16 protein-coding genes and 1 tRNA gene are annotated in these 23,687 nt (G+C 67.6%); 13 read left to right on the top strand and 4 right to left on the bottom strand.

Annotated elements, in window-relative coordinates; all coding sequences use genetic code 11:
* Positions 1–19 precede the first annotated feature (19 nt).
* From ACIQZN_RS25105 to ACIQZN_RS25095, 3 genes are read left to right on the top strand one after another with little or no spacing between them, the layout of a single operon-like run.
* A complete protein-coding gene (locus tag ACIQZN_RS25105; protein ID WP_403997992.1) occupies positions 20–1,330 on the top strand; it encodes a Gfo/Idh/MocA family protein in 1,311 nt (436 codons plus the stop codon).
* A 44-nt stretch (positions 1,331–1,374) separates the two neighbouring features.
* Positions 1,375–2,601: an MFS transporter gene (locus ACIQZN_RS25100; RefSeq protein ID WP_403997990.1), complete on the top strand. Its 1,227-nt coding sequence runs from the start codon at positions 1,375–1,377 to the stop codon at positions 2,599–2,601.
* 52 nt (positions 2,602–2,653) lie between these two features.
* Positions 2,654–3,991, top strand: a complete 1,338-nt coding sequence (locus ACIQZN_RS25095) for an MATE family efflux transporter (RefSeq protein WP_403997987.1) — start codon at positions 2,654–2,656, stop codon at positions 3,989–3,991.
* A gap of 525 nt (positions 3,992–4,516) precedes the next feature.
* Here the strand turns inward: ACIQZN_RS25095 and ACIQZN_RS25090 are convergent.
* Positions 4,517–7,324, bottom strand: coding sequence for a BTAD domain-containing putative transcriptional regulator (locus ACIQZN_RS25090; RefSeq protein ID WP_403997984.1), 2,808 nt, complete (start codon positions 7,322–7,324; stop codon positions 4,517–4,519).
* Positions 7,325–7,822: 498 nt separating this feature from the next.
* On the opposite strand from ACIQZN_RS25090, the gene ACIQZN_RS25085 reads away from it, so the two are divergent.
* From ACIQZN_RS25085 to ACIQZN_RS25065, 5 genes are all read left to right on the top strand, one after another.
* On the top strand, positions 7,823–8,503 hold the full coding sequence (locus tag ACIQZN_RS25085) for a hypothetical protein (protein WP_403997981.1): 681 nt from the start codon (positions 7,823–7,825) through the stop codon (positions 8,501–8,503).
* Positions 8,500–9,456: a protein phosphatase 2C domain-containing protein gene (locus ACIQZN_RS25080; protein WP_403997978.1), complete on the top strand. Its 957-nt coding sequence runs from the start codon at positions 8,500–8,502 to the stop codon at positions 9,454–9,456. Before ACIQZN_RS25085 ends, ACIQZN_RS25080 begins: the two co-directional genes overlap by 4 nt.
* Positions 9,453–11,168, top strand: coding sequence for a hypothetical protein (locus tag ACIQZN_RS25075; RefSeq protein ID WP_403997976.1), 1,716 nt, complete (start codon positions 9,453–9,455; stop codon positions 11,166–11,168). Before ACIQZN_RS25080 ends, ACIQZN_RS25075 begins: the two co-directional genes overlap by 4 nt.
* A gap of 414 nt (positions 11,169–11,582) precedes the next feature.
* Positions 11,583–13,748 (top strand): Hint domain-containing protein, encoded by a 2,166-nt coding sequence (locus tag ACIQZN_RS25070; RefSeq protein ID WP_403997973.1) that lies wholly within the window; start codon positions 11,583–11,585, stop codon positions 13,746–13,748.
* Positions 13,745–14,548 (top strand): hypothetical protein, encoded by an 804-nt coding sequence (locus tag ACIQZN_RS25065; RefSeq protein WP_403997970.1) that lies wholly within the window; start codon positions 13,745–13,747, stop codon positions 14,546–14,548. The genes ACIQZN_RS25070 and ACIQZN_RS25065 overlap by 4 nt, the downstream gene beginning before the upstream one ends.
* A 418-nt stretch (positions 14,549–14,966) precedes the next feature.
* Here ACIQZN_RS25065 and ACIQZN_RS25060 read toward each other — a convergent pair whose 3' ends face one another.
* Positions 14,967–15,146 (bottom strand): hypothetical protein, encoded by a 180-nt coding sequence (locus ACIQZN_RS25060; protein ID WP_403997967.1) that lies wholly within the window; start codon positions 15,144–15,146, stop codon positions 14,967–14,969.
* 2,078 nt (positions 15,147–17,224) lie between these two features.
* Here ACIQZN_RS25060 and ACIQZN_RS25055 point away from each other — a divergent pair.
* On the top strand, positions 17,225–17,896 hold the full coding sequence (locus ACIQZN_RS25055) for a hypothetical protein (protein WP_403997964.1): 672 nt from the start codon (positions 17,225–17,227) through the stop codon (positions 17,894–17,896).
* A 219-nt stretch (positions 17,897–18,115) separates the two neighbouring features.
* On the opposite strand, the gene ACIQZN_RS25050 is transcribed toward ACIQZN_RS25055, so the two are convergent.
* On the bottom strand, positions 18,116–18,478 hold the full coding sequence (locus ACIQZN_RS25050; protein WP_403997961.1) for a helix-turn-helix domain-containing protein: 363 nt from the start codon (positions 18,476–18,478) through the stop codon (positions 18,116–18,118).
* Positions 18,479–18,596: 118 nt separating this feature from the next.
* Here ACIQZN_RS25050 and ACIQZN_RS25045 point away from each other — a divergent pair, with 118 nt between their 5' ends.
* From ACIQZN_RS25045 to ACIQZN_RS25030, 4 genes are all read left to right on the top strand, one after another.
* Positions 18,597–19,538: a hypothetical protein gene (locus ACIQZN_RS25045; protein ID WP_403997958.1), complete on the top strand. Its 942-nt coding sequence runs from the start codon at positions 18,597–18,599 to the stop codon at positions 19,536–19,538.
* Between the two features lie 217 nt (positions 19,539–19,755).
* The gene (locus tag ACIQZN_RS25040) at positions 19,756–20,670 is read left to right on the top strand and encodes a hypothetical protein (RefSeq protein ID WP_403997955.1); all 915 of its coding nucleotides are present in this window, start codon (positions 19,756–19,758) and stop codon (positions 20,668–20,670) included.
* Positions 20,667–22,175, top strand: a complete 1,509-nt coding sequence (locus ACIQZN_RS25035) for a hypothetical protein (protein ID WP_403997952.1) — start codon at positions 20,667–20,669, stop codon at positions 22,173–22,175. Before ACIQZN_RS25040 ends, ACIQZN_RS25035 begins: the two co-directional genes overlap by 4 nt.
* A 210-nt stretch (positions 22,176–22,385) precedes the next feature.
* A tRNA-Arg gene (locus tag ACIQZN_RS25030) sits at positions 22,386–22,461 on the top strand.
* Between the two features lie 76 nt (positions 22,462–22,537).
* Here the strand turns inward: ACIQZN_RS25030 and ACIQZN_RS25025 are convergent.
* Positions 22,538–23,533 (bottom strand): tyrosine-type recombinase/integrase, encoded by a 996-nt coding sequence (locus tag ACIQZN_RS25025; RefSeq protein ID WP_403997949.1) that lies wholly within the window; start codon positions 23,531–23,533, stop codon positions 22,538–22,540.
* Positions 23,534–23,687: the final 154 nt, after the last annotated feature.

Raw genomic sequence — 23,687 nt, 5'->3', positions numbered from 1 at the left:
TGGAAGAGGAGCTGCACACATGAGGTACGGAATCATCGGACTGGGGGCCATAGCACCCTTCTTCCTGGAAGCCGTCGAGCGGTGTCCGGACTCGACGCTGGCTGGTGTCTGCGACCTGGACTCCGCGAAGACGGAACCACTGGCGAAGCAGGGAACGCCCGCCTTCACCGATTATCGCGATCTGCTCGCCGCGGGCGTGTGCGACGCCGTGATCATCACGCTGCCCAACCACGCACACGCGGAAGCCGCAATCGCCGCACTCGAGGCAGGGGTGGCGGTCTGCTGCGAGAAGCCGCTGGCGGTCGGCTCGGCCGAGGCGAACCGGATGGCCGCAGCCGCGGAGCGCACCGGCATGACGCTCTTCACTGCCTTCCACCGGCGCTACAACCGCCATCTGACCGACCTGCGCGAGGCGCTTCCCGAGGACAGGTCGCAGATCAGCCAGGTCACCATTCGTTACCACGAGAACATCCTCGAACACATTGGTGGTGACCGCTGGTACCTCGACGCCGAACGGTGCGGGGGAGGATGCCTCATCGACAACGGCCCCAACGCCCTGGACATGGCGCACGTCCTCGTCGGCAGCCTCACCCTCACCGGTACCCGGCTGTCCGACATCCGCTCCGGCATCGAGTATGTCGCGGAGCTGGATCTGGTGAGCGCGGACGGTGTTCCGGTCCGCGTGGAACTGGACTGGGCGCTGACGACCGGCGAGACGAAGGACGTGGTCGTCCAGTTGGTTGACGGCACCGTCCTGCGTGCCGACATGCTGGAGGGCTTCACCGCGTTCAAGTCCTCGCTGCGGCACGAGTACGACGGCATCCTCGCCGACTTCCGCAGCCAGGTCGCCGCACAGCGCGCGTCGTGCGGTACGGGCATAGAGATCGTCGGACTCGTGGAGGAGGCCTACGCTCTCGGTCGCAAGGAGGCGGGACACCGGCGGTCCAAGCTGCCCACCCTCACCCGCCTGGTGCGATTGCTCTTCCACACTAGCGAGAGCCGGGGCATGACGCTGTCGGAGTGGGGCACCCGCTGCATCAGCAAGGGCGAGATCCACGAGCTGGTGACCACCACGGACCGCCCGCGCACGCCCGGCGACCGCATCGACGCTGTGGGCTTCCTCGGGTTCGTCGAGTTCCAGGAAGGCACGGTCATCGCCCTGGGTGACGAGGTGAAGCTGGCCGACGATCGGCTGATCGGCACCGTGGCGGGCTTCGACGAATGTCACTTCCCGAACCACTACAACATCATCATCGAGTCCGACCGGCTCTGGACGGCGGACAGCGCGGGAGTCGAACCCCTTGACGAAGTCCGCTTCGCCGAGCTCTAGGCCGACAGTTCGCTCCCCCTGCTCCCCTGCAAGAGGCACTACTGATGCGTACGGCGATACCGCGCGGCCCGGTCGGCATGATGATCCTTGCCAATATGGTCAACGCTCTGGGGACCGGCCTCTACCAAACGGTGAGTGCCCTGTACCTCACTCGGTCCGTGGGACTCACGGCCGGCCAGGTCGCCCTCGGGATTAGCGTGGGGGCGGCCGCCGCGGTCGTCGCCGGCATACCGCTGGGACACGTCGCGGACCGCAGGGGGCCGCGCAACCTCCTCGTACTCACCTTCCTGGTGCAGTGCCTGGGTTCGGTATGCCTCACCCAGGTCCGTTCAGTGCCGGCTTTCCTGGCGGTCTCGGTCCTGACCGGGGTGTCCCTGGCGGGCACCAGAGGGGCCCAGGGGGCGCTGATCGCCCAGCTCGTCCCGGCGGATCAGCGCGTGCGGACCCGGGCCGTCATGCGCGGTACGGCCAACATGGGCCTCGCCGTCGGCTCAGTGATCGCCGGGCTGGGCCTCGTCGCCGACAGCAGGCCCTGGTACGTGGGCCTGATCCTGGGGGACGCGGCGACCTTCGTGCTGGCGGCGCTGGCGACGATGCGCATCCCGGCCGTGAGCCCGTCGCACGCACCGCGAGTCGGTCCGCGTCTCGCCGCGCTGCGCGACCGCTCCTTCCTCGCGTTCACGGTCCTCGACGGACTGATGTCCATGCACTTCTACCTTCTCGAGCTGGCCCTCCCCCTATGGATCGCCCGGGCTACCAACGCACCCCGCTGGGTGGTTTCCGCACTCTTCTGCATCAATACAGCCAGTGTTCTGCTGCTGCAGGTGCGGGCCACGAAGGGGACGGACACCGTCGCCGGGGGAGTACGCGCGGCCCGGCGCGCGGGGCTGGCCATCGGCCTTGCCTGCGTCCTGTTCGCCCTGGCGGGCGGGCGGTCGACCTGGCTTGCGGTGGGGCTCCTCGCCTTCGGCGCGCTGGCACATGTGGCGGGCGAGCTGTGGCAGTCGGCCGCCGGATGGAGCATCTCGTTCGGTCTCGCGCCGGCTGACGCCCATGGCGAGTACCAGGCAACCTACGCGACCGGACTGTCACTGTCGCGCATCCTCGCCCCGGCAGTCATCACTCTGCTGGTGGTTGGCGGGGGCGTCCCGGGCTGGCTTCTGCTCAGTGCCATGTTCGTGTCGATCGGCCTGCTGATCTCGCCCGTCGTCCAGTGGGCCGACCGAACTCGCGGGACTGCCGGGACGGCGGGGACGGTGGCCAAGGTCTGAGTGGCAGCACACGTACCGACCGACGACACCACCGAAACGGAGGCAAGAAGTCATGACCGCCCGCAACCCCACTGCGCTCAATCCCCGGCGCAGGCAAGACAGGGAAATCCTGGCACTCGCCCTACCTGCCTTCGGCGCCCTGGTGGCTCAGCCGCTCTTCGTCATGGTGGACACATCCGTCGTCGGTCGTCTCGGAACGCAGCAACTCGCCGGGCTCGGTGTCGCCACGGCACTTCTCATGTCCGGCGTGAACGTCTTTGTGTTCCTGGCCTACGCGACGACCGCTGCCGTCGCCCGCCGGATCGGAGCCGATGACATCCCTGGGGCCGTGCGCCAGGGGATGGACGGCATCTGGCTCGCGTTGGTGCTCGGCGGCGCCGTACTCCTGGCGGGTTTTCCTTCGGTCAGGTGGCTCGTGGAGGCCTTCGGGGCCTCAGCCCCGGCGGCCCCCTACGCGACGGCCTACCTCAGTGTCGCAGTCTTCGGTGTTCCCGCGATGCTGATGGTGCTGGCGTCCACCGGGGTGCTCCGGGGATTGCAGGACACCCGAACTCCGCTCCGGGTCGCCGCAAGCGGGTTCGCCGCCAACGCGGTCCTCAACATTGTCCTGGTCCACGGTGCCGGGCTGGGCGTCGCGGGCTCCGCCTGGGGCACGGTCGTCGCCCAGTGGGGCATGGCTGCCGCTTACCTCCGCGTGGTAGTGCGCGGTGCCCGTCGGCACGGCATCCCCCTGTGGCCGGACCTCGCGGGCGTCCGCCGTTGTGCCCGGACCGGTGCTCCCCTGCTCATCCGGACGCTGTCGCTGCGTGTGATGGCGGTCGTCGCCACCGCGGTCGCAACCCAGTTGGGCGACACGAATCTGGCAGCCCATCAGATCGTGCTCTCCTTCTGGAGTCTGCTGGCCTTCGTCCTCGATGCCATCGCGATCGCAGGACAGGCGATCATCGGGCGCCATCTGGGCTCGGGCGACCGGAGCGCGGCCCGCGAGGCATGCCGGTCCATGGTGCGCTGGGGCGTCTGGTCCGGGGTGGTTCTGGGACTGCTGCTCATCGTGGTCGGGCCACTGCTCGTACCGCTGTTCACGTCGGATCCCGAGGTACGGCGGACTCTGGTTCCAGCGCTGTTGTTGATCGCCTGCTGCCAGCCGCTCTCGGGCGTCGTCTTTGTCCTGGACGGTGTGCTCATGGGGGCCGGCGATGGACCGTATCTGGCGTGGGCGATGCTCGTGACTCTCGTGGTTTTCATCTCGGCCGCCCTCGCCGTCCTCGTGTGCGGCGGTGGGCTGGTTGACCTGTGGTGGGCGATGACCTTGATGATCAGTGTGCGGATGGTGACTCTATGGGCACGGGCGCGCTCGGGCCGCTGGATCGTCACTGGCGGGACCAGATAGCAATCAGGAAAGGCCCTGATCAGTTCAGCCAGCCGCCTGGGACGCCGACCGGGTCAATTACCGGCACCTTGAGCTGCTGCGCACGCAGGAGGCGACCGCTCCTCACCAGGGCGGGGTAATCTTCATCGACGACTCGGGGGCCCAAGACCGACACCACCACCGCGCATGTGGGCCGTCAGCGCCGTGAAAACGAGCTGATCACCGCACCGGGGACCCACCCGAACCAGGGCACGAGCGTACGGGGCGGCCGCCTTCGACGCGCTCATGGCGATGCCGGACGACGAGCTCGCGGCACTACCCACCGACCGTTTCGTGGGGCTGATGAACACTTGTCAGGCCCTGTTCACCTCCCTCACTCCGCCGTCCGCCGCCACCTGACCCCGCGCGCCGCCCGGACGGCCGGCGCGGTCCGGTCCACATACCGCGCCCACCAGACGAGCAGGGCGAGCCATCCTGCCTTCTACCCACCCGTCTCACGACGGTGCGCAAATCATCCTATTCCGCCTCTTCGTCAGGTCGTCGGGGTCAGGTGGTTTGGCAGGTTGCCAGGCCAGCTTTTGCCCGTGCGTACTCGAAGGGATGTGATTCGGCTCCGGGGATGGCGAGCGCGGCCAGGAACTGTTCACGTCCTTCGCGGAGGCGGCCTGCGGTGGCGTATGTCTGGCCGAGTCGGCAGCGGATGTCCATCTCCAGCCGGTTGTAATGCGGTTCTTTCAGGGGATCGAGTTGTTCGTGAAGAGCCAGGGCTTCGTGGTGGAGGGACAGGGCTGTGTCGAGGTCATTGGTTTCCTGGGCGGTGCCGAGCCGGGTCAGCAGGAATGCCTGCTGGAAGGTGGGCGCGCTCTGTTCGACCAGATCAAGTGCGCGGCGGAACATTCCGTACGCCTCGCGGTGGCGGTCTTGGCTGAGGTGTACGTCCCCGATGCAGAGCAGGGCCTGGCTCAGCAGGTTGGGTCTGCCGCTGGTCTCGGCGTGGGTGTAGACCAAGCCGAAGCAGTCCAGGGCGGCTTCGATACGTCCGTGGTACTGATGGACCGTGCCGAGCAGGCTGAGAATCATGCTGGTGAGCCAGCTGTCGCCTGCCTTCTCGGACAGGTTCAAGGCCTCGGTCAATTGAGGAAGAGCTTCTTCTCCCCGTCCCAAGTTGAAGGCGACGGCTCCCAATCCGGTCAGGGCGCGGGCCTCTTCACGTTTGTCGCCGTGCTGACGGCTGAGCTCCAGGGCCGTGGTGAACCATGTGTGACCTTCCGCTGGCCGGCCCTGGTAGAAGTCGATCATTCCGATTCCGCTTCGCAGAGCGGGAACCATCCGCCGGTCGGTCGCTTCATCGGCGCAGAGAAGTGCCGTCTCAAGGGTGGTCCGGCACTCGTGGTACTGGCCTCGGCGCAGGAAGTAGTCGGTGAGTGCCTCGGCGATCCAGCAGGCGTGGTCGGCCTCGCCCAGCGCGGCGGCGTGCGCGACGACGTCGGGCAGCTCGGTGCCTGCCGCGTCCAGCCATCGCTCGGCGTGTTGCCAGTCCGCGAACAGGGTGCTGGCGGGCTGCGGACCCGTGGGGAATCCGCTGGGTCCCCAGTCGCTGGCGAGGCGGCCGGCGTCCAGGTAGAGGCGGAGCAGTGCGGTGCGTGCCGGGGAATGTTCCTCGGGCGTGGCCCGGGCGAGGCGACGTGCGTGTGCCCGGACCAGGTCGTGGAAGCGGTAGCGGCCTGGCCCGGGCTGTTGAAGGAGGCTGACGTCGACGAGGTCCTCCAGTACGTTCTCCGCTTCGAAGGGTGGGCAGCCCAGCATGGCCGCAGAGGCCAGTTTGTCGAACTCGGCCGTCGGAACGAGTCCCAGGACCCGGAATGCGCGTTGCAGCCGTTGAGGGAGCTGGTCGTAGGAGAGGCTGAAGGCTGCTTCGACGCTGCGTTCCCCGGCGCTGAGTTCGGCGAGCCGGCCTTCGTCCCCGGCCAACCGTTGCACCAGGAACGCGGGTGTCCACGTGGGCCGGGTCTGCAGCCGTGCCCCGATGATCCGCAGTGCCAGTGGCAGGCCGTCGCAGAGCCGGGCCAGTTCGCCCATTGCCTCTGGCTCTTTGTCCGCGCGTTCCTCGCCCACCAGGTGTCGCAGCAGTGATACCGAACCGCCGACCTCCAGCGGTTCCAGGGTGATCCTGATGTCTGCGTCGAGTTCGACCAGGCGGCGGCGGCTGGTGATCAGTACACGGCAACCCGGCCCGGCCGGAAGCAGCGGGGCGGCCTGCCGTGCGTTCGCGACGTCGTCCAGGACCAGCAGGAGCCTTAGTGAACTTGTGGCGGTGCGCCACGCCGCTGTGAGCTCGTCGAGGTCGCTCAGCGTTTCGGTGTTGGGTTCGCCCAGGGACCGGAGCAGTCTGCGCAGGACTCGTTGTGGTGTCAGGCTCTGCTGGTCTTCGCTGTGTGCCCGCAGATCAGCGTAGAGGCAACCGTCCGGGAAGTCGGCGCGCAGTTGGTGGGCGGCGTGGAGGGCGAGCGTGGTTTTGCCGACGCCCGCGGTGCCGTCGACGGTCGTGAGAGACACCGTGTCGCTTGGTGCCGGTGCGGTCAGCAGGTCCAGTTCGCGTGCGCGTCCGTCGATGCGCCCGACGGCGCCGGGCAGTTCGTTCACCGGCCGCCGGACACGGCCGGGGCGGATCGGCGCTGTACCGAGGAGGAAAGTCTCCTCACGCCGCAGAACCGCCTGATGAACGCGCTGGAGTTGCGGGCCGGGATCGACGCCCAGTTCGTCGGCGAGGCGTACGCGCATGTCGGCGAAGGCCCTCAGCGCATCGCCTTGCCGATCGGCCGCGTACAGGGCTCGCATCCGCAAGGCCAGCAGTGGTTCGTTGAGTGGGTCGGCGCCCGTGAGCACGGCCAGCGCGTCGAGGGTTTCGCCGGCGCGTCCGAGCCCGACCAGGCACTCCAGTCTTCCCACCTGGAGCGCGACGCGGCGTTCCGTCAGCCGCTGCCGCTCGCCCCGGGCGAACGGGCCGGGCAGCCCGGCCAGAGGCTCTCCCCGGAACAGGGCGAGCGCAGCTGTGAACCTGTCGGTGGCTGTGGCCAGGTCGCCCGCCTCTTTCGCCCGGCGCGCCGCCTGGGCATGCGCCTCCAGTTCGGCGGTGTCACCTTCGAGGTCGTCGAGGACGAAGCGGTATCCGCCGCTGCCGCCCCGGATCACCGAAGTTCCCGGCCTGGTTCCTTGCGGGTCGAGCGCTTTGCGCAACGCGAAGACGTAGCTGGGAAGTACGCGGTGGCCGGTTTCCGGCGGATGTGTGCCCCATACATCGTCGAGCAGTTGCTCGTAGCTGACCGGCCCGCTCCGGCCCAGAACCAGAGCCACCAGCACGGCCTGCCTTCGCACGGGGCCGACGTCCAGTGCTGTTGTACCGCGGCGTACGCAGAGCGGGCCGAGTACGTCGATTCGAAGCCGTTCCGGTGCCCCGCCGTCAGTCGGGGTCCCCTGGCTGCCCCTCATGCCACCTCGCACATCATCAAAATTTCATCCGCGCAGAAACACCTGCGGTCATGGTTGGCGAGTCCGCGCAGGGCCGGAGGTGACGTCACCTGTGTGCAGCGGAGTTCGGCACGGCATCCCCCGGCAGTTCGGGTCGGGGACGGAAGGCCACAAGTGGGTCTTGCGTCCCCGTTCTGCTCGGCCTGTTCGCGCCGGACGGCCCCGGCACCTGGGTGTCCGCAAGATCGCCTTTTCCTGGGAAGGGTATCGCTGCGGCACCTGCGGTCGGCGCGCAAATGAGGCAAGTCCCAGCCGTCAGCAGCTGGTTGGCCGGAATCAGGCCATCGCGATGCGACGTGCGGAACGGAAGCGAGGAACGTGCACATGGCGGAAACCAAGGGTGTACTGCTGCCGGCCTATGTGATGGCCGACGAATCGGGGTCGATGGCCCCGTACGAGGGAGATCTTTCCAGCGGCCTGAACTCGCTGTGCGAGGGGCTGCGGGCCGAGCCCATGGTCGCGGCCAAACTGCGGCTGGCGGTACTGGGATTCTCCGACGACGTGCAGGTACGCCTGGCGGTGGCCGACATGCGCCACGAGACCAGTCTGCCCAAGATCGAGATCCGGGGCCTGACCAGCTACGAGGCGGCCTTCGAGGACCTGCTGACCAGGATCCCGGCGGACGTCCGGTGGCTGCGCAGTGAGGGCTACAAGGTGCACCGGCCGGTGGTGTTCTTCCTCAGCGACGGGCAGCCGACGGACAAGGGGGCCTGGCAGCAGCCGCACGGCCGGCTCACCGACCGGGCTGCGACGCCGACCGCCCCGAACATCGTGGCCTGCGGCATCGGTGACGCCCGGGCTTCCACAATGGTGGAAGTGGCCACCCGGCCGGAGTTCGCGTTCGTGGCCAAGCCCGGAACCGACATCGGTCAGGCGGTCGCCGAGTTCTTCCACGCTCTCACCGCGAGCCTTGTCGCCTCCGGCCACGCGCTGGGTTCGGGCGTTCCGGAGCTCGTGGTGAACCGCCCGGACCAGTTCAGCATGGCGATCGACGAGGTCGGATGATGGACGCACCCGTGCACGGTCACCAGCCGGCGGCGCCCGCTCCGCCCATCCCGTCCTCCGCCGTCCGGGCCGTGCCGTGGCAGCAGGTCACCGTGGGGACGCCGGGCCCTGCGTTCGAGGCCCGGCCGCCGGGTCAGTACGCCTACGACTTCCCTGATACCGAGTGCGACGGCTGGTCGACGCCGGCTCTCTGCCTGCGCTTCGCATCGGTGCGCGGCTCCAAGCACCGCTACTACCGCCAGCCCCGCCAGGACTCGGCGCGTGCCGCAGTCCACGAGGCCACCGGGAGCATCGCGTTCGCTGTCGCAGACGGGGTGTCCAGTGCCGCGAATGCGGAACTCGGGGCCGTGGAGGCATGCAAGGCCGCGATGGAACGCATGCTGCACCTCTTGTCGTCGGGTGGGGAAACGCTCGACTTCCAGGACGTGACACGGTACGCCGCCGAACGGCTTCGCGAGCTGGCTCTGTGGCGCCTGGAGGGCAGAGAACCAGAGCCGGGCGAGGTGGCAGGCCTTTACGCCACGACGCTGGTGGCCGGCGTCGTACGCCCCGGCCCGGAAGGCCCCACGGCCGAACTCGTCCGGATCGCGGATTCGACGGCCTGGGTACTGGAGCAGCCTCTGAAGCGATTCCGGCCGCTGTTCAGTTCCAAGACCGGCTCCGACACCTTGCTGGTTTCGAACGAGGTCATTCCGCTTCCTCACGTCCCCGATGTGCTGGAGGCCACCAGGGTGCGGCTGGAGCCCGGCCAGGTCCTGCTGGTAGGCACCGACGGCTTCGCGGATCCGCTCGGCGACGGCGACGGCCTGGTCGGCACCCTCTTCGCCCACCACCTGACCGCACCGACATCCCCGGCATGGCTGGCACACCTCCTCGACTTCTCCAGGGAAACCTTCGACGACGACCGCACGTTGCTGGCGATCTGGCCACACCCCGGAGACGTACCGACGTGAACGCGACACCCGACTCCACACCCGCCGTCGAATACAGCACGCTCGCCCTGGGGCGCAGGCTCGGCCAAGGCGGGCAGGGCACGGTGCACGAGGTCACCAACAAGAAGATCAACAAGAGTGCCGGCGGCGGCTGGGAAGTGGCCTACAAGGAGTACTCCCCCACGATCCTGGCCGAGCTGGACGCCGCGGCGCTGGCGGCACAGGTGGACCTGCCCCGCACGCTGGGCGCCACGGAGGGCCGGTGGCTGTGCGACAGCACGGCCTGGCCTGCCGCGGTGGTCCAGCGCAACGGCCAGACCTGCGGGCTGCTCATGCGCCTGGTGCCCGACCGCTTCCAGTTCACTCTCAAGAGCCTCACCAGCACATCCCCGGCTTCCCGGCGACTGGCCAACCTGGAGTACCTGCTCAACACCGACAGCTACATCGCCGGCATCGGCCTCAGCATCAGCGACCGCGACCGGGTCCTGCTCCTGGCCGACCTCGCAGTCACCCTCAGCCGGCTTCACCGCATCGGTATTGCCGTCGGTGATCTCTCACCCAAGAACCTGCTGTTCACCACCGATCCGGCACCTCAGTGCTTCCTCATCGACTGCGACGCAATGCGCCTGCACGGCGCCACCGCCCTCCCACAGGCCGAAACACCCGACTGGCAAGTCCCCGCTGGTGAGGACAAGGCCACCATCGCCAGCGACAGCTACAAGTTTGCCCTGCTCGCCATCCGGCTCTTCGCCCGCGACCAGACCACCACCGACCCCGCCGCACTGGCTGCCATCAGCCCGCAACTCGCCGACCTGGCCCGCACAAGCCTTGACCCCGATCCGGCTCACAGACCCACCCCGAGCACATGGGCCGAGCAACTCACCGCGACCAGCCACGTGGCTTCCACCACCCCTGCCGCAGCCACCGTTGGCCGGAACAGGCCCCGTCCCAACAGCACCTCCTCGACCAGCAGCGCTCCGGGTACCGCACCCACACCGGCGGCGTCCCCAGTCCGTATCAACTGGTCGTCCCTCAAAGAGACCGCAGGCGCTCTTGCCGCCGCCGGCCTGCTTTTGCTCCTCGTCATTGTCGGGGTTGCGCAGAACGATTCCGACTCCGCTGAAAATGCTTCGTCTCAGCCCACCATCTCCGAGGACACATACACCCCACCCGAGCCCAGCTACGAGTCCTCCGACGGTGGCACCAGCACCGGCGGCAACGACGGTTCGGAGGACGACTCCTACGAAACGCCCACGCCCGAGGAGCCCGACCCCCTCGACGAGGCGTTCGCGGACGTAAGCCCCGGAGACTGCCTCAACGTCCACGACGACGGATACGGCGAATGGAGCGAGGACGAACCGGACACCGTGCCGTGCGACTGGACGACCGCCTACGTCAGCGTGACCGACGTGACCGACGACTCCGACGCGTGCGAGGACGGAGCGGACAGTTCCGCCTGGTCCCATGTGAACGACGACGCCACGACCACCACTCTGTGCCTGGAGAGGCAGTTCCAGGAGGGAACCTGCTTCCTCGCCAAAGAGTCGGAGGGCAAGCCGGGAGGCGCGGGCCTGATGACGGTCTGGGACTGCGACGCGAGCAAGGTGCCGGTGGAGTACGGCTTCATCATGCAGATCACCGTGGTGGGGGAGGGCACCGAGGGCGACTGCGGCCTGGACTACACCTGGAGAGTCCACGACGGCCAGGACACCATCTGCGCAAGTGTCGCCTGAGACCGGCGGCTGCCCATTCCCTGCAAGGCGACACCTGCGTCTCCGGCCGTCACCAGGCTCCCATGCCACGAACACCCCAAAAGAACAGGATTCGCCGTGGAGCCCAACCACTACTGGACCAGGCCTGCAGAACAACGAGCCGACGACACACAACCGGCCACATGGCAACAGACACCCCGCCCCACACCACCGCCACTGGGCAAGCCGGCCCCCTCGGTGCCGAAACCGCCCACCAATACCACCACACCGCCCAGCCCCCCACGTCCGGCGCCATCACGGACCGCCGCTCCGTCGGCACCACATGCCCCTGCCACGCCCGGGCCCCCCACTCAGCCTCCGATGCCCGGCAGCCGACCGTCCAGCAGACCGTGGGTGGCACGGATCCAGGCTCTGACTGGACGTCAACGAGTATCATTGGCCGGCCTTGTCGGTCTGGTCATCGTGGCGCTGGTGGCCGGACTCTTGTCTCTGACCTTCTCGTCTTCCGACTCTGATGAGGTGCAGGCGGCCCAACGGAACCTCAAGCCGTTCAAGGAGGCTGTTGACGACCTGGCCAACGCCCCTGGCCTGCGCTACAAGGACACCTCGTTTCTCGGCATCACCGAGAACGAGATCACCGTCACCGCCAGCGGCAGTCAGTTCGGCACCACCTCCTCTGGCCGGAACAGCACCGGCAAGGACGACAACGCCGAGGACGTGCTGCGCATCGGCGGCAAGACGTTCATGCGGTGGCATGTCGACCCCTCCCCCAGGGAAGACGTTGCGGCGGGCGAGAAGGCTTCGCCCAGTGAGTGGATGGTGGGGCTGAACGACGGCTCCGGTCTCATGGACGAGGCGCTGGCCCGCACCATCGCCCCGCCGAAGCTGGCGGCCGTACTGGCCAAGGCCCTGACTGACTTGGAGAAGTCACCGCCGACGTCGAGCGAGTCGAAGACAGCGGCTGACCAGCAGCCGTTGAGCGTCAACGGAACGCCTGCGCTCGGCATCGATACTTCGGCCGGACGCTTGCTGGTGACGAAGAAGAAGCCGCACCGGGTGTTGAGGCTGGAGGCCTATGACCTTCGCGAAGGCCTCTCCGACATGAAGGATCAGCTGGAGAACGGAGAGGAGCTGACAGCACCCCCGAAGGTGACCACCGGGCCGCTGGAGTCCGGCGACGGCGAGGGAATGGACCTGACTCCCATCCTCGCCGACGCCGCCGACAAGATGTTCGACACCCTGGTCAAGTACGCCGCCCAGCTCAAGGACGCGACCGACCACGGCATCAACTTCACCATGGACGGCTCCGGCGAGATGGACTGCAACTCGTCGGGCTGCACTGCCACCCAGAACTTCAGCGGCGAAGTCAGCTCCATCGCACGGAAGGAACGCGTCACCAAAGGCGAGGTCACCGCCGTGATGAGCGCCACCTTCTCCATCGACGGCAAACCCGCCGGCCAGTGCACCAGCCCACAGCGCACCTTCCCCGTCCAGGGCAACAAAGTCTCAGGCACGCTGAAGTGCTCCAACCCCGGAGCCGGACCGCTCTACGCCTCGGTCTCAGCCCGCAACAAGGCGCAGGCCAATGCCAGAGCCCAGGCTTGTAGCTGCAAGGTCACCCTCAGCTACCCCGTACGGGCCAACACCTTCATCGACGCCAGCGCCCTCGCCAAGGTCGAAGCGGAGAAGCTCGCCAGCCAGGCGAAGTCGGAACGGGACGCCGCGAGCTGTGCCACGCCGCACAGCTTTCCTTCCGGGACCCGGGTCCTCGCCGCTGGCAGTCTGTCCTTCTCGATCGAGTCCGTCCGTCTCGGCGACGAGGTCCTCGCGACCGACCCGGTCACCGGTCTGACGACGCTGCGCACAGTCACCCGTACGTTCACCACGCACGGCGACAAGGACTTCACCCGCCTGACAACGCCTGCTGGCACGGTCACCGCCACGGACACGCATCCGTTCTGGCTGGTCAACAAGCGCCGCTGGACCGACGCCGGTGAGATCGAGGCCGGCGACCTGCTCCGCCTGCCCTCCGGTTCGACCCTCCAGGTTGCGGCGGTGAGCCGGTACACCCAGCGCCAGACTACCCACGACCTGACCGTTGACGGCCTGCACAGCTTCTATGTGGGGATCGGCACGGCCTCCGCACTCGTTCACAACAACGACTGCGAGTGGCAGGTGGGCGACGATGTCAGAGGCCCTGCTGCGGGCAAGATCCTCAAGCGGCCGAGCGCGCGACACACCGTCAGCGGCGCGAAGAGTGGTGAGATCAAGGAGAAGAATACCGTGATCCTCCGTGGTCAGGAGAAGACCGTCGCCCCCAACATCAAGGCCATTGCCGAAGGCAAGGCCGAACTACTCCCGGACGGCAACACGTACAGCGTCAACGGTCGTACGTACGAGGTGAAACCGAACGGTACGGTCTTCCCGAAGGACGGGCCTGGCTTCGTCAACCTGGATCGCGTCGAGTACTCGGCGCTGCAGCTGATCGCGAAGGGCGACCCGAAGTCCTTGAAGCAGCTGGAGATGAACCCGAAGTTCAAGAGCAGCCCCGCAGCAGTCGAGAAGGCCAGGAAGATCTGGGAAGGAACGTACACGGAGTGATCGCGAACCTCTTAATCAGCCGACGTCTTGATCCAGCCGTCCTCTCTGCGGCGTTTGCCGACGCGGTCGAGGTGCCGGGCGGGCGGGTGGATGTGTGCCATGAGGGCGGCGACCAGGACGCCCGTGACTGGAAGGCTGATGCCTTGTGCACGTACCACTACCTGCGCGGGGATGTTGCGATGAGCCTCGACGTGTACGTGCGGGACGAGGAGGGCGCCAACTGCTCGTCAGGCGAGCCCAGGTTGGCCGCGGCGCTCGCCGAGCGGACCGGGGCGGGGGTACTGTACCCGGATGACCGTGTCGATCCGTCGACATACTGGCTGTCGGAGCCCGGGGTCGCTGCGGTCCGGATCCGGCTGCTCGCCTCCGAGGATGAGCCGCCGGTGTACACGGTCGACGCCGTCGAGGCCCCGTCTCTGGCCTTCCCCTACGCTGCGGTAACGCCGCTCGCGGAGGTTCTCCGCGAAGCGCCGATTCCGACCCCACTTGCGGCGACGCTCGACATCGACGGTCCCGCCGTGGTCTCGCTGACTATCTGGGAGCGGCTGGTTCGACGCATGGCGTCCGGCTGGCCGCCGGCCGGACGCTACTTGCTGGAGCTGTACTCAGAGGACATGAGGGCGCGGGACGAACTCGAGCACGAGCTCGCCGTGTCCCCGGAGGCGGAACGTGTGGTTCTCGCCGCAGCCACCGCTGAGGTCGACGCGCTCTTCCGTGAACTCACGAAGGAAGACCCTGCCGTGCCCGCCGACGCCCGCTGGTGGCGCACCCGTCGCCCCCGCCATGAGTGGGCCGACTGATGTGAGATTCGAGGCGAGGTATTCAGTGGGGGTTCGGGGCAGGTGCGGTCGGGCCCTGACCCCTGATCCTGAACACGGGTTATGCGGCTTCGGCCAGCGTAGTTGATGTTGTTTGGGGTGCTCGCTCGTAGGCGATCGGACTGCGGTGTCCGAGGCGGGAGTGGCGTCGGGCTGTTGTAGCGGTGGAGCCAGCGGAAGAGGCCCAGGCGGGCTTCGCGTTCGTCGTTCCAGACCCTGCGGCCCTGGAAGTGCTGCTGCTCGCCGATGATGAGGCCCTTGGCGTTCGGCATGAAGTTGTTGTAGGTGACGCCGGGGCGGGGCTGGTTCACGTGGTCCTGCGCGCTTCCTCCGGTCAGGGCAGAGCTGACGCCCTGGGGTGTGATGGCGACGGTAGGCGGCTCGGTGTCGATCTCTTCGATCAGTTTGTGCTGTGCCAGGTGGGCGAGCGCTCGGTGCCGGTGGTCTCGGACCCGGCGAAGTAGGCGGCGGGCGTGGCGAGAAACAGCACCGGGCTGATGGGCTTCCGGTCGCCGGCGGTGTCGAACAGCCACCGGTGGAAGGCGTCCATGATGTAGTGGAGGCAGGCGGCGCGGTCCAAACGCAGCTTCTTGAGGCGGTGGATCGCGGCGCGGCCCGCGTCGGTGAGGTGGACGTCGGGGGTGCCGCACGGGAAACGGCTCGGCCGGGCACGTGCTCACGCAAGGCCCGAACGAGGGCTCGGGGCCCCGGCGGCGATACCAGCGGTCGCCTGACGGCCTTTTGCCGGTGATGAGAAGACTTGCCCCGGAGATCCGAGTGGCTTCCGAGCGGCGGTGACCGCGACCGTCGCCAGGTCAGTCCCCGAAAGGTTTCGCAAGAGATGGTGAGTGATTCCGAGCGCTGGACGACGCGTGTGCAGTCGCGGGCATGTCGGCGGGCGCGCACATCCCAGGCGTGTGAGCGTTCAACGACCCAGTGCCGGGGCGGGACGACGAAGCCAGACGGCTGATGGTCTTGATCGCGGTTCAGGTGGGTCCTGGCCCAGGTTACGAGCTGCCCGGGGCAGGCGGACTCGGCCCGGACGATGGTGATCCCGGGGTTCATCAGCCGCAGCGGGACAGAACTTCCTGGCCGCGGTCGGTGGCATCTGCCCGGGTGCCCACGTCGAACGACGCCAGGTCCTTGGTGCCCACGACCAGGTGCCGCTTGCGCCCGCTGGCATTCTGGGCGGCTTCGTGGCCGCGGGAGCCCCATCGACCCACCGCACTCGTCGACGTCGCCGCCGAACCGTTGAAGATGATCTACACCTGGGAACGTCGGACCTCCCAGAAGCACAGCCACGGCTGGTTCAGGGAGAAGGAACGGAACCGGCTGGGGCGGGAATCCTGAAGAGGAGGTGGCGCCCCTCGCGGCGAACTTCTTCGAGGACACCCTCGTGCACCAGCGACCGGCAAAGGTGCCGCACGGTGGCCGGGGAAGGGTGAGAGAGGGCGGAGGCGATGTCCTTGGCGCGCCACAGGCGGGGGGGCCTGCCGCATCAGTGCGAGAACCTGTTCGGCCGTCGGCTCGCCAGGTGCGGGGCCGGGGGCGGCTGCAGGGGGTTCGTGCCGTGCGGGCAGGAAGAGGGGGTGGAGGACGGGGCCGGTGGCGAGCTGTTCCCACAGAGTTTTGACGTCTTCGATGTCCTGGACCGATTGCAGGAGCGTGTCGTAATAGTCCAGTTCTTCGCAGGCCCTGGTGCGCCGGCGGCTCCATTCCTCCTTGAGGAAGGCGATGTCCGCAGCTGCTGTCGAGCCGGATCCGGAATCTTGGTGTGCCACGGTCCTGACGGTAGCCCCGCCGGTGCACGCTCCCAAGCGGGAAGGGTGGCGGTCCCCCGAAATGGTGACCGGGGCGCCGTGCCGGGTCGTCGCGGCGAGAAGGATGAGCGGCAGCGCGGGCGGTCGGTTCAGTCCCAGTCGGTGGTGAGAGGCCCGTCGGGAAGCCAGCCGTCCCAGTATCCCTCGACGATGGCGGGCAGTTCCGCCGGCAGAACCGGAGCATTGCCGCGCCCCGCGTCTTCCAGAGGGCGCCACCGGGTGTGGGGTGGTGGGCGTCGCCGGAGGCGGGCCAGATCCTGCGGTGCTGGGGGTCCCGATGGCTGTCGGCTGTGGTGAGGGCTTCGACCGCAGGAGCGGTGTACGCCTGGTGCGTTCAGGGCGCGTGCGCTTGCTCTGTCACCTGCGTTCCCTCGTGCCGCTCGTATGGGTGAACGGAAGATTTGTGAGGCTGGCGACGGCCTGCCAGTCGGCCGGAATGAGGTTTCTCAGCCTGCGAATCATGCCCCTTCGCGCACGACGGTCACGAGCTGTTGCCGCTGTCTGGTGCGTGAGTTCCGGCTACCGCGGCATCGCGGCCGAAGTCGTCGGCTCGGCTGCCGAGTCTGGGTGCTAGCTCGCCTCCTCCCTAAGGAAACTGAGGGCATCCGTCCTCTCCGCAGTGGCGCTCAGAGCCCGGGCTGAGATCGCGTTTGGTGCGCGCCTGGCTGGTCTCACAACAACTCTTAAGAGCCGTTGCGCGAGGGGCAGGAGACCACAGGCCGCCTGTGTTCAAGGACTTGAGGAGCTGAGGCCTAACACGCCTTGCGCTCCTGACATATGAGCCCGGCTGGGGTCAGATCGGGCGCTCCCGAGCCGACTAGGCCCTAGGGTGATCGCCATGCATCCCACCGACGGTGCCGCCGCGGCCGACCCCAACTGGGTAGTGGCGGACATGGACGTTCTGATCCATCAGTGTCATTCCAAGGAAGCCGAATGCGACGTCCAGCTTGCCCGTCTGGTGTCGGGAGTTGCCGTTCTGAATTCCGAGATTGGGGTCGTGCGTTCCCAGAGGCAAGAGACGGTGGGCACTCGCGAAGAGGCTGAGCGCGTACGGGAGATCCTCCTCTCGGCAGCACGGGCGGGGGTCGCCCTCCGTAGCGGACAGCGCCAGGGAACAGCCCGAAGCGCAGATGCCGCCGATTCCGGTCGGGAGGACACCGCCAGCGGTGCCGATGCGTCGGCCAGTCCCACAGAGAAGGAGACGGCAGGCACCCCGCCGGTCCAGGAAAGTGCTCACGCCGCCACAGTTGATGTGCCGGCTGCGCAGCTCGGCCCGCGTGGCATCCAGGTCCTGCAGATCATCAACGACGCGCCCAGCCAACAGTGGACCCCCAAGCTGCTGGTGGCTCAGCTGGAGGGCCAGGAAGCCGTAGCCGACCAGAAGGCCCACAATCGTGCCCGCGCCGTATTGGATGCCCTGGTCAAGAAGGGGTTCCTGGTGAAGAAGTACCAGGACGACAACCCGCAGCGCTGCTACTTCATCCCGGTCCCGACAGAGGGGGCTGTTTAGAAGCGCCCATCAGGCGACCGCCCCCGCGTGCCAGCAGGGTTTCGCACGCCGACGCTAAACGCGCGGGGGCGGTCTCACGACTCTCGGCCGCACCTCCACGCTACCGGGCCTTTTCGGGGCAAGGGGCTCTTCGGCCTGCTTTTCGCCCGATCGGGAGGTCGAACCCCATGCGACAAAAAGATCATCGGACTATTCCAGTCCGAATGCCTCGTCCAGTATCTAGCCCTCGTCGCCGCGGCGATGCGAGGAAATGGGCTGGTGACGGGCACCATCACCGTCCGTCGGCCACTCAGTGTGCCGCGGCCAGAGCATCTCATCGAGAGCCTCCTCAAGGCTCGCGAGCGTAAACATGTCGGGCCACACGGTTCCGGCGAGGATGTTGGAGATGACCTGCCGGTTCACGTCAGAGGCCGTTGCCAGGGCGTTGGCCGACAGACCGCGCCGCCCCATAGCCTCCGACAGCGCCCGGGCGAGAGCCTGCCCGACCTGAGCCTGCCGGACGTTGTCCATCACCGCGTACGGCCATTCACCGGCCACGACGTAATCGCGCGGCTTCTTTCCACGTCTCGTTCCTCCGGGCATGCGACCAGTGTGACGGACGAGACGCCAGCTTGCGCACCCCGGACCATCATGAGTTGCTATCAGAGTAGCAATCGTTGGGGCTTGTGCCTCCTGTCTGTTTGAAAGGTGTGGTGTCTGAGTGTCGACTCGACAGGCGGGAGCCCAGTCGGCCATTGGCCGTGCCCGGCTGGGCCATGGTGAGCGGCTCATGCCGGCTCCGAAAATGCGTGCGGATCAGTACCTCCTGGTCCTCGTGGCGGCTTGCTCGGCAGTCGACCCGGTGGGTGCGGAGGAACTGTCGGCTGCAACAGGGGTCATCGCCAAGAACTGTGGTCTGGTCCCGGTATTCGCCATGAACTGCGGACTGCTGGTCAAGGGACACCGGCGGGCCACCTACCTGCCGACCGAAAAGGGGCGGCACGTCGCCCGGGCTTTCAAGCGCAGCGAGAGCGAAGGACTCACGGCGCTGCGGGACAAGTGGAAGGGGCAGTGGTTCGCGCGGGTGGTCAAGGACCGCTGCCGGTACGGCCCAGTTTCACGCGAAGGCCTGGTGGCCAAGCTCATGACAGCCGCCGGCGCCGAGAAGGAGCGCATCAAGCAGGCCCACATCCTGCTCGATCTGATGGTCGCCGTCGGTCTGGTCACCGTTGAGGAGTCAGGCGAACTGAACTGGTTCGAGGTTTCCTCCCACACGGCCACCCAGCCCGGTCCCCGTGGCACCGACACTCCGCACGACGCCACGCCGCGCAACGGCGTAGAGGAAGAGCCAACCCCGAAGAACAGTGCGCCCGAAACCCCGGAGACCACTCCCGGCGACAGCGACCAAGAGGGACACGCAGGCCGGGCTGAAGGCCCAGAGCGGCCCGCCTCAGACATCCCCCGCCCTCGTGACGAATGGACAAGCACCGACCGGGAGCCTCAAGGCACGGGCGCCGACCAGGACCTGCTGTCGCTCTTGCTGCCACCGGTCCTGCTGGCTGACCTGACCCGCCTGACCTCGACGGAAGTCCTCGAGCTGCACGCCCATCTGACGGCCATCACGGCCCTCACCGCAAAACTCCGGGGCCATCGCGTTACTTAGGCCCCGGGACACAAAACAGTCCGGCAGCGCCAGCTTCCTTGGCCGGTGCGGCGCTGCCGGACTCACCCTCCACCCGACTACCCGCTCGGCAGCGCCGTGCAGGAAGGGGGCTTCGGCATGCCCTCACACAAGGCGAGGAAAGCCCACCGTAGCGCGACACGGCGTGTGCTCGCCCACGTTCACCCCCGCTCCGGCCCCGTTCACGGGGTGATCCGGCATGGCTAGGACCACCATCCACCGAGCCCTGCTGGAAGTCAGTCACCAGTGGCTTCAGCAGGCAGCCAACGGCGACATGGCCATCGAGACCGTCGACCTCTACATCCAGATCAGCGAACGTTTTCATGCCTTCGCCGACGCCCACGACATCCACCGAATGGATGATGTCACCGGACAGTTGGCCGAAAGCTTCATCGGCGCTCCCGGCCGCGACCGACGCAACAACATCACCCTTGTCCCGAAGAAGAGCACCCGCCGCCAGCGCCGTTCCGCCCTCGCCTCCCTCTTCACGCACGCCCGGGCCCTCGGCATGACCCAGGCCGCACCGCTGCTTGACTCCCCTTCCATCCCACGGCCGCCTCGCAGCACCGGCGCCGAACTGAGCGACGCGGAAATCGAGAATCTCCAGTTCCATTCCGAACGCGGCATGCCCGCGACCCGGCATTCCGCCCTGCTCGCCCTGCTGCTGTCAGGCCTCGGCAGCGCCGAGACCTCTCAGGCCACCCCCGACGACCTGAACCTCGCACAAGCAACCGTGACCACCGAAGGCAGCACACACACCAGCTCCAGGACCTGCCCGCTCGCCCCGTGGGCAGTCCGCGTCCTTCGCCTGCGCGTCGACTACCTGGCCGAGTACCGGCCAGGCCAGCACCACCTCGTCACCGGCGACTCCTCCACCCGATATGCAGCTCAGGCCAGCGTCGGCGCGGGCTTCAACGACATCGCGCGCCTGTCGGGCCTCGCCACCGCAGCCCGCAAAGTCGAACCTCGCGACATCACCCGTTACCTCGCGCGCCAGGTGCTATTGCAGACCGGCCAGATCTCCGAAGTCGCCCGGCGGCTCGGACTTTCGTCTCTCGACAACGCCGCAGCCCTTGCCGGACTGGCATGGAAGACGGACAGGGGCCCGCGATGACGTCCCGCAAAGCTGCCCGCCCCAAAAGCACTCCCAAGGCCAACCGCAGGCCCAAGACGCCCTCGCCCTACACCTATGCAACCGCCCCCGACGACGCGTTCGGAGCTAAGAGCGATCCACGAGAACCGCACGGGCCACAGGCCCCGCACCTGATCACCGACCGCCGTTTCGCCTACCTGATCAACAACCCGGACCTCTATACCGCGGCCGATACTCTGCCCGGGCCCCGACCGGTCGGCCGGCCCCCGCACCATCCCCCCGTCGTCTACCTGATCTTCCTGTGCTCGATCTCCGTCTTCGGCTCCGCACGCGCGACTGCCGCCCACTTCCAGGACGAGGACTGGTGGAATCGCGTCCGTTCAGCGATCCGCACGCATCTGGGCGACGAGACCGCGGACGCGCTGCGGGCGGCCGGCCCCACCCGCAGCAACTGGAATCACTACTTCCGGCGGTACCTCAAGCCCGCCCACGACAAGATCCGCGACATCAGCAGCGACCTGTGGGTTGAGCAGGCCCTGGCCCACGGCATGCTCTGCGAAACCAGCAAAAGAACCAGCCGCGCCCGTCCCGAGCGCCAGCAGGTCATCCACGGCGACGCCACCGTCGCAAGACCTCCCTCCGGGCACTCCGAACACGAAACGGTCGACAAGAGGACCGGCGAGATCCGCCGGCGCCGCGTGGACGAAGATGCCGGCATCTGCATCGAAGGGGGCGGCAAACAGGTCTACGGCAACAAGTTCCTCTCCACCGCCGTACGCCTGGCCGCCACCCCTCACAGCCGCGTGATCCTCGCCCTGGAATCCATCCGCCACAAATCCGTGAAGGAAGACCCCGAGCGCGAATCGGAAGGCGTCGCCCTGGTCGCCATGGTCAAGCGCGTCCTCAAGCGCGCCCGCGGCACCAAGGCCGTCACCTACGACGCCGCCCTGCGCGGCAGGCACCGCGCACCCCTCATCGCCGAAGGCCTCGTCGTGTTCACCCCACAGCACGACGGACTCACACCCCACTCACTCCTGCGGTACAAGGACAAGGACAGCCCCTGCTCCCACGACCTATACGTCGCCGAAGCCAGAGTGTGCGAACGCCTCCTCATCAACGGCAACGAAACGCTCTACACGCCTCTGCCCGTCGAAGAACTCGAATGCCGTGACGGAAAGAGCAGCACCCGCTTCTACCACCGCGTCACCATCCCCTGCCCCACCAAGACGCACCGGCTCCGAATCCGTGTCGACGAGACCGACGAGGACCGGCAAGTCGACCCGAAGACGAAGAAGCAACGCTTCAACCGCACCGAGCACCTCCGCCAGGTGCCTCCCGACACGCCTGCTGGCCGCCGCCTGAAAGGCTTCCGCCAGGACAGTGAGTCCATCCACTCCCGCTTCGACCAGGCATACCCCCATGAGCGAGTCCCGGCATACGGTGCCCGCGGAGCCCTGTTGATCTACCTCGGCTACGCCTGGCTGAACAACTCGATCACCCGAGCCCTCAACGCACTCCACTCCTGACGAGATCCGCAAGCCAGGCCTCAAAGGCCAACCCCGCCCTCCAGGGCAAGATCCCCAGCCCGCCACGCACCCCGTACCCCGAGCACGCCACCCGCTACACTGACGGCGGCGAGAAGACCCTCACAGGTCTATCGCCAGCCTGTCCAAAACATGTCAAGAAACCGGCTCTCTACATCCCGCCGTTTTAGACACATTTTTGTACAGATCCCTGCCTTCGTAGCTCAGGGGATAGAGCACCGCTCTCCTAAAGCGGGTGTCGCAGGTTCGAATCCTGCCGGGGGCACCAGTTCAGAAGGGCCCCACCTCCGGATTTCCGTAGGTGGGGCCCTTCTGACATCAACGTCTGACATCAACGGCGACGGTCAGGGACGACCGGGTCGCCTCTTGAGCAGCCGGTCCATGTTGCTGATGGCCTCTCGCTGCGTGTCCTGGACGACGTGCGTGTACACGTCCATGGTGATGCTGATCTGGCTGTGGCCGAGGATCTCCATCACGACGCGGGGCGCGACGCCGGCGGCGGTGAGCAGGGTCGCGCAGCCGTGCCGGGCGTCGTGGAGCCGGATGACGCGGAGCCCGGCGGAGGCAGCAACGCGGGTGAAGGAGCGGTACACGTTCCGCGGCTCGACCGGGCTGCCCGTGCGCGTCGTAAAGACGTAGTCACTCCCCTTCCACTCCTCCCCCGCCTTGGCCCGCTGATCGTTCTGCCGCATCCGGTGCCAGCGCAGGGGCGCGATGCACATGGCGGGCAGCGGCACGGCACGTCGGCGGCGCCCCTTGGGATCGTCGTCGTACAGGACACCCCGACGCCGCTGGATCTGCTGGCGGACGTAGAGGACGCGACGGTCCAGGTCCACGTCGGCCCAGCGGAGGCCGATCAGCTCGCCCCGCCGCAGCCCCATGGCGATGGCGAGGACGAAGGCGGCGTACAGCGAGTCCCGGCGGGCGGCGGCGAGGAAGTCGAGCGTCTCGTCCAAGGACCAGGGGCTCAGCTCCCGCGCCTTCGACCGAGGCGGCTCGACGAGGGTGGCCACGTTGCAAGTGATCAGCTCCTCGCGGCAGGCAGCGGTGAGAGCGGTCCGCAGGACGCGGTGGGACTCCTTGGCGGTGGCGGCGGTGGACTTCTTCTCCAGCTGGACGAGGAAACGCCGGACGTCGGCGACGCTTAGGGACTCCAGCCGCTTGGAGCCGATCCCCGGGACGAGGTGGAGACGGACGTGCGTCTCGTACTTGTCGTACGTGCTGAGCTTGCGCCTGCGCTCCTGTCTCCGCCCCGCTCCAGCCCGACCGCCGTCCGCACGCCTGACAGCTCGGGTTGATGGGCGGTGAAACCCTCTGCGGCTGGGGTCGGTCGGCTCCACGGCTTTAGCCACCTCCCCGGTCAGGGACCCGCGTCGAGCAAGACCAGGGGGCCACTCGATCACATTGCGGTCAGGCCCAAAGCCTGACCGAGTTGCCAACCAGCGTACGGCCCCCTACTCATGCTCGACCCCAGCCCGGGCAGGCCACCGGCCA

This window comes from Streptomyces sp. NPDC097595 (genome assembly GCF_044761525.1).
In the GTDB taxonomy this organism is placed as follows: domain Bacteria; phylum Actinomycetota; class Actinomycetes; order Streptomycetales; family Streptomycetaceae; genus Streptomyces; species Streptomyces drozdowiczii_A.
The sequence above is the reverse complement of the archived record's forward strand: the minus strand, read 5'-3'. Positions and strand labels throughout refer to the sequence as shown.

Bases quoted from the DNA above. Each gene is read 5' to 3' on its own strand.
- ACIQZN_RS25080 (WP_403997978.1), top strand. From the start codon at position 8,500: ATGATGGACGCACCCGTGCACGGTCACCAGCCGGCGGCGCCCGCTCCG.
- ACIQZN_RS25095 (WP_403997987.1), top strand. From the start codon at position 2,654: ATGACCGCCCGCAACCCCACTGCGCTCAATCCCCGGCGCAGGCAAGAC.
- ACIQZN_RS25085 (WP_403997981.1), top strand. From the start codon at position 7,823: ATGGCGGAAACCAAGGGTGTACTGCTGCCGGCCTATGTGATGGCCGAC.
- ACIQZN_RS25040 (WP_403997955.1), top strand. From the start codon at position 19,756: ATGGCTAGGACCACCATCCACCGAGCCCTGCTGGAAGTCAGTCACCAG.
- ACIQZN_RS25055 (WP_403997964.1), top strand. From the start codon at position 17,225: ATGCATCCCACCGACGGTGCCGCCGCGGCCGACCCCAACTGGGTAGTG.
- ACIQZN_RS25105 (WP_403997992.1), top strand. From the start codon at position 20: ATGAGGTACGGAATCATCGGACTGGGGGCCATAGCACCCTTCTTCCTG.
- ACIQZN_RS25050 (WP_403997961.1), bottom strand. From the start codon at position 18,478: ATGCCCGGAGGAACGAGACGTGGAAAGAAGCCGCGCGATTACGTCGTG.
- ACIQZN_RS25100 (WP_403997990.1), top strand. From the start codon at position 1,375: ATGCGTACGGCGATACCGCGCGGCCCGGTCGGCATGATGATCCTTGCC.
- ACIQZN_RS25035 (WP_403997952.1), top strand. From the start codon at position 20,667: ATGACGTCCCGCAAAGCTGCCCGCCCCAAAAGCACTCCCAAGGCCAAC.